This is a genomic window from Micromonospora sp. AMSO1212t (genome assembly GCF_008868145.1).
Classification (GTDB): domain Bacteria; phylum Actinomycetota; class Actinomycetes; order Mycobacteriales; family Micromonosporaceae; genus Micromonospora; species Micromonospora tulbaghiae.
Window position 1 is genome coordinate 61,338 of the sequence record NZ_WBKS01000015.1, and the last position, 13,732, is coordinate 75,069.

Annotated in this window: 9 protein-coding genes; 2 read left to right on the forward strand and 7 right to left on the reverse strand. The window is 76.0% G+C overall.

What is annotated here, in order from left to right:
* Nucleotides 1–2: 2 nt before the first annotated feature.
* Both F8279_RS06965 and F8279_RS06970 read right to left on the reverse strand, forming a co-directional pair.
* Nucleotides 3–842 carry a DUF1028 domain-containing protein gene (locus tag F8279_RS06965; protein WP_151499419.1) on the reverse strand — a complete coding sequence of 280 codons (840 nt, stop codon included), beginning with the start codon at nucleotides 840–842 and terminating at the stop codon, nucleotides 3–5.
* A gap of 46 nt (nucleotides 843–888) precedes the next feature.
* Nucleotides 889–2,100: a low temperature requirement protein A gene (locus tag F8279_RS06970; RefSeq protein WP_151499420.1), complete on the reverse strand. Its 1,212-nt coding sequence runs from the start codon at nucleotides 2,098–2,100 to the stop codon at nucleotides 889–891.
* A gap of 144 nt (nucleotides 2,101–2,244) precedes the next feature.
* On the opposite strand from F8279_RS06970, the gene F8279_RS06975 reads away from it, so the two are divergent.
* Both F8279_RS06975 and F8279_RS06980 read left to right on the forward strand, forming a co-directional pair.
* A complete protein-coding gene (locus F8279_RS06975; protein WP_151499428.1) occupies nucleotides 2,245–3,219 on the forward strand; it encodes an LLM class F420-dependent oxidoreductase in 975 nt (324 codons plus the stop codon).
* A gap of 1 nt (nucleotide 3,220) precedes the next feature.
* Nucleotides 3,221–4,021, forward strand: coding sequence for an SDR family oxidoreductase (locus F8279_RS06980; RefSeq protein WP_151499421.1), 801 nt, complete (start codon nucleotides 3,221–3,223; stop codon nucleotides 4,019–4,021).
* Between the two features lie 84 nt (nucleotides 4,022–4,105).
* On the opposite strand, the gene F8279_RS06985 is transcribed toward F8279_RS06980, so the two are convergent.
* The 5 genes from F8279_RS06985 to F8279_RS07005 all read right to left on the reverse strand — a co-directional run bounded on the left by F8279_RS06985 (nucleotide 4,106) and on the right by F8279_RS07005 (nucleotide 12,206).
* A complete protein-coding gene (locus F8279_RS06985) occupies nucleotides 4,106–6,409 on the reverse strand; it encodes a transglutaminase domain-containing protein (protein WP_225853168.1) in 2,304 nt (767 codons plus the stop codon).
* A gap of 44 nt (nucleotides 6,410–6,453) precedes the next feature.
* Nucleotides 6,454–7,608 (reverse strand): DUF58 domain-containing protein, encoded by a 1,155-nt coding sequence (locus tag F8279_RS06990; RefSeq protein ID WP_151499423.1) that lies wholly within the window; start codon nucleotides 7,606–7,608, stop codon nucleotides 6,454–6,456.
* 2 nt (nucleotides 7,609–7,610) lie between these two features.
* Entirely contained in the window at nucleotides 7,611–8,606 is a 996-nt protein-coding gene (locus tag F8279_RS06995; protein ID WP_091427560.1) for a MoxR family ATPase, read from the reverse strand.
* Between the two features lie 24 nt (nucleotides 8,607–8,630).
* Nucleotides 8,631–11,195: a fibronectin type III domain-containing protein gene (locus tag F8279_RS07000; protein ID WP_192580645.1), complete on the reverse strand. Its 2,565-nt coding sequence runs from the start codon at nucleotides 11,193–11,195 to the stop codon at nucleotides 8,631–8,633.
* A gap of 198 nt (nucleotides 11,196–11,393) precedes the next feature.
* Nucleotides 11,394–12,206: a fibronectin type III domain-containing protein gene (locus F8279_RS07005; RefSeq protein ID WP_225853166.1), complete on the reverse strand. Its 813-nt coding sequence runs from the start codon at nucleotides 12,204–12,206 to the stop codon at nucleotides 11,394–11,396.
* Between the last annotated feature and the right edge of the window lie 1,526 nt (nucleotides 12,207–13,732).

Here is a 13,732-nt window from a genome sequence, read left to right on the forward strand (position 1 = left end):
GCTCAGCGCCCGGCACACCGCCGCAGGTGCTCCAGCACGATCGGGTCGATCCGGCCGGGCACGAAGCGTTCCTCCAGGTTCTCCAGGCCGGTCCAGGCCGCCAGCGCGTCGTCCAGGCCGGCCGGGCCGACCGGGTGACCGGTGGCGGCGAGCAGGTCCGCCACCTCGGCCGCGAGCGGACCGGTGAGATCCCGCAGCGTGGCCGGGTCGGGGCGGCCGAACAGCATGTGGTGGATGCCGAGCAGGCGGCGCAGCTCGGCGACCGGGTCGTCGTGGTCGTCCACGCGCAGGTCCACCAGCTCGTCGCCGGTGCCGGCGTAGCCGCCGTGGCGCTGTACCACGAGTATCGCGGCGCTCTGCCGGCCGCGCCGGTCACCGCCGGCCGCGTCACCGGCGGTGAGTGCCGCCAGCATGCGCTGCGGGAACGGCAGGTCGTCGCGGGCCAGCCAGGCGTCGCGCAGCGCGTCGATCACCTGCGGGCCGGTCAGGATGTTGCCCTGTGCGGCCCAGCCGTCGCCGGCCTGCCCGCCCGCCCAGGGGTGGCAGCGCGGCCCGGTCCAGGTGGCCCCGTCGCCGGTCGCCCCCACCACGGCGAGCTGCCTGTCGTCGCGGCCGGGGTCGGCGGCGACCAGCCCGGCCACCGCGTCGCCGGCGGTGACGCCGGTACGCAGCAGCGCGAGCGCCTGCGTCCGGTAGGCGAGGTTGGCGTGCGCCTGGGTGGCGACCGCGCCCACCAGTGCCTCGGCGGCCGGCACCAGCGCCCCGGCGGCGAGGAAGCGGCTGGCCACCGCCACGCCGTACAGGTGCCCGTCGGCGGAGCGGGCGACGAGCGAGAAGGTCACGCGCGGATCGTAGCCCGGTCGCGGTGTGCCGCACGGGCGTCGCCGCTCAGAACGGTGTCGCCGCCTCCTCCGGCGGGCGGCCCCAGGCGCGGCGCGCGTCGGCCACCGCCACCGCCGTGAGGACCACCGCGGCGAGGATCGCCGCGACGAGCGGCGCGAGGCGCACCAGCAGCGGTGCGGGCAGCAGCAGCGCGGCGATCCCCACCAGCCGGGACGGGGAGACGCGGCCGAACACCTCGTACTCGAAGCGGGCCCGCCCGGCCAGGAACACGGCCGGCCCGCCGAGGATCACGGCCAGCCAGGGCAGTTCGTTGTGCCCGGCCGGGTGCTCGATGACCAGCTCGTAGCCGATCGCGGTGGCGACCACCCCGATCACCATGACCAGGTGGGTGTCGGCGGCGGACCGGCCGACGGTGGCCGGGTGCGCGGCCCGGGTCACCGCCTCGCTCAGGATCTGCCCGGCCCGCTGCACGTAGATCCGCCACAGCAGCACCGAGGTCGCGAGCGCGACGGCGAACGCGGCGACCATGCCCGGGCTGGTGGGGGAGCGGGTGAACGCCAGGCCGGCGAGCAGGATCGTCTCACCGAGCGCGACCAGGAAGATCTGCTGGTAGCGCTCGGCCAGGTGCTCGCCGTGGATGTCCCACCGGGACACCGTCGAGCGGCCCAGGCCGGGCATCGGCCAGCCGAACCGGGCGGCGAGGTACTCCAGCAGCAGTGCCGTGGTCCACAGCACCACCCGGGCGCTGCCCGGCAGCAGCGCGCCGGCCAGCCAGAGCACACCCGTGGCGCAGAACGTGATCAGCATGCGCAGCTTGAGCCGGCGGTACTGCTGCTTGTGCAGCACCAGCACGAGGATCGCCGGCCGGCTGACCTGGGCCACCACGTACGCGGCGGCGAACATCAGGCCGCTGTGGCTGAACGCGCGCGGGATCGCCACCCCCATCACCATCGCCGAGATCAACGCGGTGATCACGATGACCTGCAACCACAGGTGGTGCGGGTCGTAGCGGCTGGTGGTCCACGCCGTGCCCTGCCAGACGGCCCAGAGCGCGAGCAGCAACAGCAGTGTCTTGCCGCCGCCGGTCACCGCCGTCCAGCCGGTCTGCCCGCCCTCCAGCACCAGGTCCTCGAAGGCGCGCGCCGAGATCCGGGTCAGCGCGAACACGTAGACCAGGTCGAAGAAGAGCTCCAGGAACGTGGCCCGGTCGGGCCCGCCGCCGGACGAGCGCAGCGCGGCCGGCTCGGCGGTCCTCACCGCCGGGCCCCGACCCCGGTCCGACTCATGCGGCAGTCGTAACACTCTTTCCCGGCGCGTCGGTGCGGATCACCCATATCCGCCTGGATCTTGCTCCCGGAGGTGCCGGACGGGCACCATCGACGGGTGACGAACCGATGGGGCATGACCGTGCCACTGGGCGGTATTACGCTCGCCGACCACGCCGCGGTCTACGCGGCCCTGGACGACGCCGGGTTCACCGACGTCTGGTCGTCGGAGGTGGCCGGCGCCGACGCGTTCACCCCACTGGCCCTGGCCGCCGCCTGGTCGCCGCGGCTGCGGCTGGGCACCGCGATCACGCCGGTGTTCACCAGAGGGCCGGGACTGCTCGCGATGAGCGCCGCCGCGCTGGCCGAGGCCGCGCCGGGCCGCTTCGCGCTCGGCGTCGGCTCCTCGTCGCCGGTGCTGGTGCGGGACTGGAACGCGATTCCGTTCGACGAGCCGTTCAAGCGGACCCGGGACGTGCTGCGTTTCCTGCGCGCCGCGCTGCGCGGCGAGACCGTCGACGGCGCGTTCGACACGTTCGCGGTCCGGCGGTTCACGCTGGAGCGCCCGCCCAGTGTGCCGCCGCCGGTCCTGCTGGCCGCGCTGCGCCCCGGCATGCTGCGCCTGGCCGCCGCCGAGGCCGACGGGGTGATCCTCAACTGGCTGGCCGCCGACGACGTGCCGACCGCCCTCGCCGAGGTGGGCGAACGCCGGCCCGGCTTCGACGTCGCCGCCCGCATCTTCGTCTGCCCCACCGAGGACACCACCTACGCCCGCGCACTGGGCCGCCGCATGATCACCGGCTACCTGACCGTGCCCGCGTACGCCGCCTTCCACAGGTGGCTGGGCCGCGAGGACTCACTCGGCCCGATGTGGGAGGCGTGGGCCGCGGGGGACCGGCGGGGCGCCTCCGCCGCCGTACCGGACGAGGTGGTCGACGCGCTGGTGCTGCACGGCTCGCCCGAGCAGTGCGCGGCATCCGTCCGCCGGTACGCCGACAACGGCGTCGACGTGCCGGTCATCGCGGTGCTGCCCACGCCGGAGATCACCGAGGGCGGCGCGGCGGCCTGGATGGACCTGCTGCCCCGGCTCGGCCCCGGAAAGGCGGCCTGAGATGAACCTGACCGACCGGGTGGTGGTGATCACCGGTGGGGCCGGCGGGATCGGCGTGGCGCTGGGCCGCCGGTTCGCCGCCGAGGGCGCCGCCGCTGTCGTCCTGGCCGACCTGGCCGCCGACGCGGCCCGCGCGGCCGCCGCCGCGATCGGCCCGGTGGCCAGCGGCGTCGGGCTCGACGTCACCGACGAGGCGGCGGTACGCGCGCTCGTCGAGGAGACCGAGCGCCGCCACGGCCGGATCGACCTGTTCTGCGCCAACGCCGGCGTGGCCACCGGCGGCGGCATCGACGCCCCCGACGCCGACTGGGAGCGGGCCTGGCAGGTGAACGTGCTCGGGCACCTGCACAGCGCCCGCGCCGTGCTGCCCGGGATGCTCGGCCGGGGCCAGGGACACCTGCTGCTCACCTGCTCGGCCGCCGGACTGCTGACCGCCGTCGGCGACGCCCCGTACACCGCCACCAAGCACGCCGCCGTCGGTCTCGCCGAGTGGCTGGCGATCACCTACCGGGACGCCGGCATCCGGGTCAGCGCGCTGTGCCCGCAGGGCGTGGACACCCCGATGCTCGCCGACGGTCTCGCCGAGGGGCACCTGGGCGCCCGGGTGATCGCCGCGTCCGGGACGATCCTCACCCCGGACCAGGTCGCCGACGCGGTGATCGCCGGGCTGGCCGAGGAGCGGTTCCTGATCCTGCCGCACCCGGAGGTCGCCGACTACGCCCGCCGCCGCGCCGAGGACCCGGACGGCTGGCAGGCCGGACTGCGCAAGCTCGTCCGGAAGCTGCGCGCCGCCGGCCGCTGAGCCCGGCCGTCGCGGCGGTTCCGCCCCGGGCGTGGCCCGCAGCACCGCGGCAGCGGGCCGCGCGGCCAGGCCCGGCCGGTCCGGTCAGCGGCGCCACCGCAGCGGCCCCGGGTGGACCGTCCACAACAACCGGCCCCACCGGGAGCGGGCCGAGCGCAGCGCGTCGGCGAAGCCGGCGCTCAGCCGTGCGGCCCGCTCCGCCTGTTCCGGCGTGACACTGCCCGGCGCGAAGCCCGCCTGGTTGAGCAGGGCGGCCAGCTCGTCGACCGCCGCCTCGTCCGGGCCGTAGGCCGCCGCGCCGTCCCCGGCCCGGTCCGTGAGCCCGGTTGCGCCGTCCCCGGGCCGGTCCGTGGGCCCGGCCGCGCCCTCCCCGGACCGCGCCGCGCGGGCCTCGGCGAGCGTCCGGCGGGCCCGCTCGGCGACCTCGGCCGCCGCCAGGTCCGGCCCGGCCGGGTGCCCGGCCAGCCGCAGCGCGTCGGTCAGCTCCCGCCACGCACCGGCGACCCGCTCGCCCGGGTCACCGGCGTCCAACCGGGAGCGGGTCAGCCGGCGGCGCATCGCCACGAGCACCGCCAGCACCGCCCCGACCACCAGCAGCAGGCCACCGACGCCGCCGCCGACCAGCACCGGCGTGCCGAGCCCGCCCTCGTTCCGGCCGGGCGCGGGCGCGGCGGCCGGGGGAGTGGCGCTCGGCTCCTCGGTGGGCGCCGGCACCTCCGACGGCGGCGGATCCTCCGGCTGCGGCCGGAAGTCCTCCTCCACCGGGCGGGGCTCGGAGTCCGGACGCGGCATCGGGTCGAACGGCACCCAGCCGACGCCGTCGAACAGCACCTCCGGCCAGGCGTACGCGTCGGCGGCCCGCACCGGGCCGTCACCCTTGGGCTCGAACCCGACCACCACCCGGGTCGGCAGGCCAGCGAGGCGGCCGAGCACCGCGAACGCGGCGGCGAACTGCTCCGACGTGCCCCGCTGCCCGCCGCCGTTCCGCGGTCCGAACAGGAAGAACGCCAGATTCGGGTACGCGTGGCCGCTGGGCGCGTCAGCGGTCACCCGGTAGTGCTCGGCCAGGAACGCGGCGATCGCGTCGGCACGCGCGTACGGGGCGCCGTTGGACTCGGCGAGCTGCGTGGCGAGCCGTCGCACCGGCTCCGGCGCGCCGTCGGCCACCCGCAGCACCCGGGCCACCCCGTCACCGGCGGGCACGTTCGCCGTGGGCAGCAGGTTCGCGTCCGGGCGCTCCCGCACCGACGACACCTCGTACCGCAGCCCCGGCGCGAGCCCTTCCGGACGGATCAGCGTCCCGGTCGCCGGGTCGTACGCCACCCGGGCGCCCGTCACCTCGCGCGGCGTGGGCACCGCCGGCAGCAGTCGCCCGGTCAGGTCTCCGACGGTGATCTCCTGGCGCACCTCGTCGGTGGCCGCGCCCGGGGCCGGCTCGGCGGCGGGCAGGATCCGCCCGGCGTTGCGGTACGTGGCGCCGACCCGCCAGGTCACCCCGTCGTAGTCGCTGAGCACCGCCAGCCGGATCCGCGGCGACCCGTCCCCGGCCGCGCCCCCGCTCGTGCGCACGTCGAGCAGCCGCTGGTCCGGGTTCAACGCCCACCCGGAGATCCGGATCAGCGGGTTCTCGTCCAGCGACTCCACCCGGGGCGGCTCCACGTAGCGGCGCGGGTCGACCGGCCGCTCGTCGACCTGGGCGGCCACCACCGGGGCGAGCAGCGCCGCCAGCGCCACCACCACCGCCAGCCCGGCCGCGCTCGCCGCCACCAGCCGCAGCCGTACCGCCGCGCGTACCGCAGGGTTGAGACCGGCGACCGGATCGGGCGCCGGGCCGTCGCGGCGGCCAGAAGTCGCCAGGCCGGCCGCGGCGACGGCCGCGAACAGCACCGTCGGGCCGATCGCCGGATCCGCGTTCGGCCCCACCACGTAGAGCGCGCCGGCGTAGAGCAGCGCCGGCGGCAGGTAGCCCAGCAGCACCCGCCCGGCCCGCAGCGCCACCTCGGCGGCGGTCAGCCCGGCCAGCCAGGCGGCCACCACCGGGACCAGTACCGTGTCCGGGGCCGGCTCGACCGGGATCATCGCGGTGAGCAGCCGGGGGATCGCGTTGCGGGCGGCGTCGGCGGCCACCTCGCCGAGCCCGCCGGGCAGCGCCGCGTGCGCGGCGGCCAGCCGCAGCGACAGCAGCGTCCACCCGGCCAGCGCGGCCACCGACAGCGGCGCGACCAGCCAGGACGGCAGCCGCCGGGTGGCCACGCTGACCAGCACCGAGCCGAGCGCCGCGCCGGCCATGAGCCGGGTCAGCAGCGGGTCCGCGTACACCCGGCCCAGCACCACGCCGGAGAGCGCGACCAGCACGACCAGCGCGGCCGGGACCGGCGCGGCCCGCAACGCCCGGACCGCGCGTTCCGCCGCCGCTTCGGTCCGCGGCGGCGTCACCACCGGCGGACCCCGTCCCACTCGGCGGCGAACGCCGCGCCGTCGGCCGCATCCAGCACCGTGAGGCCCGCCGCGCCGGCCGCCGTCGGCCCGTCCGCGCCGAACATCCCCACCACCACCGACGGGTACGCGCCACGCAGCGCGCCGACGTGCCCCAGGTCGTCACGGCCACCCGGCCCGGTCAGGAACACCAGGGTGTCGCCGAGCCGGTCCCGGCGCAGCCGCCCGGTCGCGGCGGGCAGCACCTCCGCCCCGGCGTCCGCCAGCTCCACGGCGGCCAGCCGGTCCAGCGGCCCGGCCGCGCCCGCGGGCTCCACCTCGGCCGGTACGACGAGCAGCAGGTGCACCGGCAGGTCCTCCCGCACCGCGGCGGCCAACACCGACGCCGCCGCCTCACACGCCGACTCGAACGACTCCGCGACACCACCGGCCCGGCCCGGATGCGCCGAGGCGCGGTTGTCCAGCACCACCACCAGGCGCGGCAGGCTGGTGTCCACGTTCTCCCGCACCATCAGCTCACCCACCCGGGCGCTGGTGCGCCAGTGCACGCGGCGCAACTCGTCGCCCACCACGTACTCCCGCAACGAGTCGAACGTGATCGACCCGTGCGGCACGCTGTCGGTACGCCCGTCCAGGCTGCGTCCGGCGCCGGTGGGCACCGCGGAGAGCGGGTGGATGCGCGGGTGCACCCACACCGGCACCGTGCCGCCGTAGCCGCGCGCCAGCGCCACCAGCCCCAGCGGATCCCGGCGCACCACCCGCAGCGGCCCCACCGGTACCACCCCACGGCGGTGCGTCGGCACCTCGTAGCGCACGACAGTGTCCCGGCCCGGACGCAACCGCAGCAGCGGCACCGGCACCAGCGCGCCGGCGCAGCGGTCCTCGGCCACCAGGTTCGCCGCCCGCAACCGGCCGGTGTTGCGCACCGTCAGCTCCATCGCCGCCGGCTCACCCCGGGCCACCCGGTCCGGGTCGGCCCGCCGGTCCACGCTCAGCCGGGGCCGCCAGGCCGCGTTCACCACGGCGTAGCCGACCGCCACGGCGGCCGCCGCGCCGAGCACTGTCAGCTCCGGGTACGCGTACCGGAACCCCACGCCCAGCAGCACCAGGGCGGCGACGAGCAACCCGACACCACGGGCGGTGATCCCCACGCTCAGCCGTGCACCGTTGTGGCCTGGCCGGACGGCAGCGGCACCGGCACCGACGCGACCGCCTGGCGCAGCACCTCGGCGGGCGTCACACCACGCACCTGCGCATCGGGGGTGAGCAGCAGCCGGTGCGCGAACACCGGCTCCACGAGTGCCTTCAGGTCCTCCGGCATGATCCAGCCCCGGCCGTCGATCAGCGCGTACGCGCACGCCGCCCGGGTCAGCGCGATCACCCCGCGCGGGCTCACCCCGACCCGCACCTGCGGATGGGTACGCGTCGCAGCGGCCAGCCGCACCGCGTACGCGTAGAGCGGCTCGGCGATGTGCACCCGCTGGGCCATCTTCACCATCTCGCCCACCGTGGCGGTGTCGGTGACCGCGCTGAGCGAGTCGGGGGAGCGGACCGTGGCGCCGCGCAGCACCTCCACCTCGACCGCCTCGTCCGGGTAGCCGACGGAGAGCTTCACCAGGAACCGGTCGAGCTGGGCCTCGGGCAGCCGGTAGGTGCCGTCCATCTCCACCGGGTTCTGCGTGGCCACCACCAGGAACGGCTGCGGCACCGGGTGCCGTACGCCGTCCACAGTGACAGTTCGCTCCTCCATCACCTCCAGCAGCGCCGACTGCGTCTTCGGCGACGCCCGGTTGATCTCGTCGGCGATCACGATGTTGGCGAACACCGGCCCCGGGTGGAACTCGAATCCCCGGGTGGCCTGGTTGAAGATGGTCACCCCCGACACGTCGGAGGGGAGCAGGTCGGGGGTGAACTGGATCCGCCGCCACTGCCCCTTCACGGTGGCCGCGACGGCCCGCGCCAGCGTCGTCTTGCCGACGCCCGGCACGTCCTCCAGCAGCACGTGCCCCTGCGCGAACAGCGCGGTCAATGCGAGCCGCACCACCTGCGGCTTACCGAGCACGACCGCGTTGACGTTGTCGGCCAGCCGGGCGGCCAGGGCGGCGAAGCCCTGCACCTCCGGCTGGCTCAGCGGTTCGTGCGTGTTCACGGGTGTGCCTCTCGGACGGTGCGGTCAGCAGGCCGGCAGGACGTCGAGGTCGTCGCCGCCCTCCAGGTTGAGCCAGGCCCACGGGATGTACGTCCTGCCCTGGTACTCCACCTGGATCCACCAGGTGCTCTGCTTGTTGTTGTTGTAGATCCAGGCGTCCACGTCCTCGCCCTTGACCTTGCAGTACGTGCGCAGCCGCCGGCCGTCCGGCACCCAGCCCGCCTGACGGTCGTTGTCCTGCCGCGGGACCTCGAAGATCTCGTTGCCGTTGCGGCCGGCGACGTCCTTGTCGCAGTACGTCCGCTGGTCGCCGTCCGGCCCGTTCTTGCACGTGGCGATGCCGTACACCGGGTCGGTGGTCTGCGCGCGGGAGGCAGTGCCCTTGCCGGCGGCGTTCGACGCGGTCAGCGTCACCGTGTACGCGGTGCCCGGCGTCAGCCCGGTCACCCGCAGACTGGAACAACTGCCGCTCGCCGTCTTCCCGCCGGTCGCCGCCGTGCAGGTGGCGCGCCCGCCGCCCGCGTCCACAGTGAACGTCACAGTCACCGACGTGGCGTCCGCCGACGAGCCGGTCACCGTGATCCGGGGCTCGGCCACCGTCCGCGCGGTGGTGCCTGCCTCCGGTCCCGCCCCCGCCTCGTTCACGGCCTTGACCTTCACCGTCACGTTCTGGCCGTTGCCCAGGCCGCCGACAGTGGCCCGCACGTCGGTCACCTCGACCGACTTCCCGGCCGCCTCCACGACGTACTTCGTCACCGGGCGGCCGTTGTCCACCGCCGGGGACCACTGCACCGCGATCGTGCCCGGCTGGTCGGCGACAGTGGACGCCCGCAGCTCAGTCGGCGCCTTCGGCGTGGTGAACGGCACCACCGTGTTGCTCACCGGCGACGCCTTCGACCCGGCGCCCTTGTCGCTCACCGCGTTCACCGTGAACGCGTACTGGGTGCCGTACTCCAGTTGCCCGGCCGGCACCACCAGCTCCGTCTTCGCCGACTCGCCGGCCGGGGCGCTCGCGCCGGCCGAGGTCGCCGTCACCGCGTACTTCGCGATCTTGTTGCCCTGGCCGTCGGCCTCGGGCCAGCTCACCCGCACCGTGCCGTCCGGCCGCGCCTCGGCGGTCACCGACGCCGGCGGGTCCGGCACCTCGGCCGTCGGCACCACCGGGTTGCTGCGCCGCGCCGGCCCCTCACCCTTGGCGTTCACCGCGTGCACCGAGAACGTGTACGTCTCACCGTTGGTCAGACCCGTGATCTCCAGGGCACGCTGGTTCGCGCCGACCTGGTGGGTCTGACCGGCGCCCTCCACCACGTACCGGGTGATCTCGGCGCCGTTGGACGCGGCGGCCTGCCAGCTCACCCGCGCCGACGCGTCACCAGCGGCGGCCGTCACCGACTTCGGCGCACCCGGCTTGGACACCTTGGGCTTCTTCGGCGGGGGCGGCGGCGGGGCCACCGGCGGCGGGTCGCCGCCGAGCACGTCGTTGGCGTACTTGTCGACCTCACGGACCTGGTTGCGGTCGTCGACCACCTGCGCGGTGGACGAGTCCGGCGGGTTGATGAACAGGTGGTTCTCGCGCACCTCCAGCTCGACCGGGCCGGGGCGGCCGGAGCCCTTCACGGTCTGCACGAGCTGACCCTCGGCGTCGAAGGCGTACACCGTGCCGGTGTTCTCGTCGGCGCAGTAGAACCGGCCCGCCCACGACACCGCCGGGCTCAGCCGGGCGCCGGTGCCGGGCACCGTGAACCGCTTCACCTCGCGGCTGTCCCGCACCACGTGCACCGAACGGTCACCGGAGACCGTGACCGGCACCTGCGGCCCGCTGGTCCGCGTCGGCAGGTTCCCCGGCGCGGTCATGCTCAACTCCGCCCGCTGGGTCTGCCCGCCGACCACCGTCACCAGCGACGCCGAGGTGCGGTCCAGCACCGCGACGCCCTCGTCCAGCGTGGACACCACCAGCTCGTGCGCCGGCTCGGCCACGTCGTACGTCTCGACACGCTTCGGGCTGAGCCCGGCGGGCGGCGCGTCACCGGGCGTCTCCGGCAGCTCGGCGGCGGTCACAGCCGAGACGGTGCCCTCGCTGGGCACCGCGATCCACAGCTTGCCCGCGCCGTCGAACGTGCCGCCGGTGATGCCCGGCGGGTAGCGGACCGGCTCGCCCACCGGCGTCAGCGCCCGCGGGTCGAGCTGCCGGACGATGCCCTGCACCGCGTCCACCACGAACGCCGCCTCCTCGTGCAGCGCCACGCTCACCCCGAGCCCCGGTGCGGTCGGCGTGGTGGCCGTGATCTGCAACGTCGCCAGGTCCAGCGAGCTGACCCGGCCGGTGTTGAGGTCGCGCAGGATCAGCAGCCGGTCGGTCTGGGCCACCTGCATCTGGTGCCGCCGCCCGCCCGGCACCTCCATCCGGGTGTCCACCCGCGCGGTGACGCCGTTGACCCGGGCCAGCTCGCTGCGGGTGGTGCTCCACAACCAGGAGGACGCGTCGAAGCTCGCCACCGCATTGTCGGCCGCGCCCAGCCCGAGCACCGTCAAGCCCATCGCGGCCAGCAGCGCGGCCACCGTCCCGATGGTCACCAGCCCGCCGCGCATCCGCGACCGTGGGCGGGCCGGCTCCGGCCCGGTGCCCGTGACGTCCTCGATGGTGGTCACTGCCGGCTGCCTCCCCGTGTCGGTGCGGGAGAGACGCCGAGCACGGCCGACCCTCCCCAGAGCCGGGAGCCATCATAGGTGCCGCCCGGAGCCGGTGAAACCCGCACCGTCCCCCTGTGGACACCGAGCGTGTCGTTCTCAGCTCGGCGTGCCGCCGCCCTCCCGGTCCGTGCAGACCTGGCCCGAGGTGGCGTACGAGTCGGTCGAATAGACCGCCAGCACCGTGAAGCAGTAGTCCAGCTTCGCGCTCAACCCGTTCACCGTGTAGCGGGTCTGCCCGGCGTCCACAGTCGCCATCACCCCGAGCTTCTGTCCGGCCCGGCCACCCGCCACCACGAACGGCACCCCACCGTTCGTCGGATCGGTCCAGGTCACCGTCACGGTCGTGGTGTCGTCGCGCAGCTTCAGGTCACCCGGCGGTGGGCCGGCCACCTTCGGCGAAGGTGAGCCGGACGCGGGCGCGGGAGCCGGAGGCGGCGCCGCCTCCCGGTTCAGCAACACCGCGCCGACACCGACCACCGCCACCACCGCGAGCACCGCACCGCCGACCACCAGGGTCAGCACCGTCCGATTTCGGCCCGACCGCTCCGGCTCCATCGGGTACGCGCCCTGCTGCTCGACCGGCTGCTGGTGGAACATCGGCGGGGTCGCCGGCCACGCACTCTGCTCCGGCTGGGCCGGTGGCTCCGGTCGCGTGGACTCGGGGAAGTCCAGCAGATCCTCGTAGATCGTCATCGGCCGGTTCGGCTCCGGTGCGTCCCGCTCCGGTTCGCCGGCCGTGTCGGCGGGCGCCGGTTCGTCCTCCTCCGGTTCGGGGCCGGGGTCGGTGGGCCGGTCGACCGGCTGGGACGGGGCGACGCTGCTCCACGGCGGCGCGACCATACCCCACGGCGGTACGGAGGAACCGCTGACCGGCGCGGCGCTGACCGGTGCCGCGGGTGGTCCGCTCACGGGCGGCGGATAGGTGCCGGGGGGAGCGCTCACCGGTGGGTGTCCGGCGGGCGACGCGCTGACCGGTGGCGGGTAGGCGGGTCCGGGCGGCGCGCTGATCGGCGGCGGGTAGGCGGGTCCGGGCGGTCCGCTGATCGGCGGGCCCGGAGGCCCGCTGACGGGCGGTGCGGGCGGTGTGCCGGTCAGCGACGGGTAGCCGGGAGCGGGTGGCCCGCTGATCGGCGGCCCAGGAGGGCCGCTGACGGTTGGCCCGCCGGCTGGCGTCGGGTGGCCGGGTCCGGGTGGTGCGCTGATCGGCGGCGGATAGGCGGGTGCGGGTCCGCCGGCCGGTGGCGGGTAGCCCACGGCCGGTGCGGCGCTGACCGGTGCGGCGCTGACTGGGGCGGCGGGCGCGCCGCTGACCGGTGGCGCGCTGACGGGCGCGGCGCCGGCGGGCGGCGCGCTGATGCGGGGTGCGGTGGGCAGCGGTGCTCCGCCCGCCGGAGGCGCACCGGCGTCGGTCACCGGTGCACCATCCGAGCCGCCTTCACTCGTACCCGGCGTGCCCGCGGGCGGTCCGCTGACCGGGGACGTGCTCACCGGCGGTGCGCTCGCTGCGGAGGCGATCATCCCGGACGAGCCGGCCGACGGCGTGTCAGCAGGGGATTTGCTGGCCGGTGGTGCGCTGACCGGGGGTTCGCCGGCGGAGGTGGTCGCTGCGGGCCTCGCCGAAGCGTCGCGGGCTGCCTTTGCGGCGTTGCGCTCCGCCTCCTCTTCCAGCAGCGGGCCGATCTGCTGCACCTGGATCGTCGGCTTGTCCCAGCCCGGTCCACCGGGGACGGGCGGCGTGGCACCGGCGCTGGGCCCGCCCGTTTCGGCGTCGGCCGCCCGGTTCGTATCGGGACGCGGGGGAGCTGGGGCGGCCTCGGTCGTCGGCGTCGCCCGTTGGGCCGGCGCCGGTCGGGGCGCCACGGGGGCCGAGGTGGGTGCCGCCGAGGTGGCAGTGGCCGCCGCGGATTCCGCCACCGGCTGGGAAACCGGGACCGGAGGCGCCGTCGAGCCCGCAGTGGTGACCGGCGGCGTGGCGGACGGGGTCGACCCCGGCGGGGCGACCGGAGCGGCCGGAGGTGGTGGTAGGACACCGCGCTCCGGCGACGGGACGCGTGGCGCCGGCGGGAGGACGGTCGGAGGAGGCGGTGGCAGGACTCCGGCCGCTGGGGTCCGGGAAGCCGGAGTGCCTCCGGTGGAGGGTGGCGTCTCGACGACCGGCGTCGCGGGCGGTGGCGGGATGACCGGCGGAGGCGGTAGCGGGGACGCGCCGACTGTCCCCGGCATCCGTGAGGGCGGCTGCGGCGTAGTCGCCTTGCCAGGCCTCTGCGGCGAGACGCCGACAGTGCCGGACGTCTGCGGCGGGGCGCCGGCCGTGCCGGGTGCCTGCGGGGACGGTAGCGGTCTCCCAGCGGTGCCCGGCACCGGCGGAGGCAGGACCGGAGGCATGCCGGCCACGCTCGGCGCCGGTGGTGACGGGACCGGAGGCGCGCCGGCCG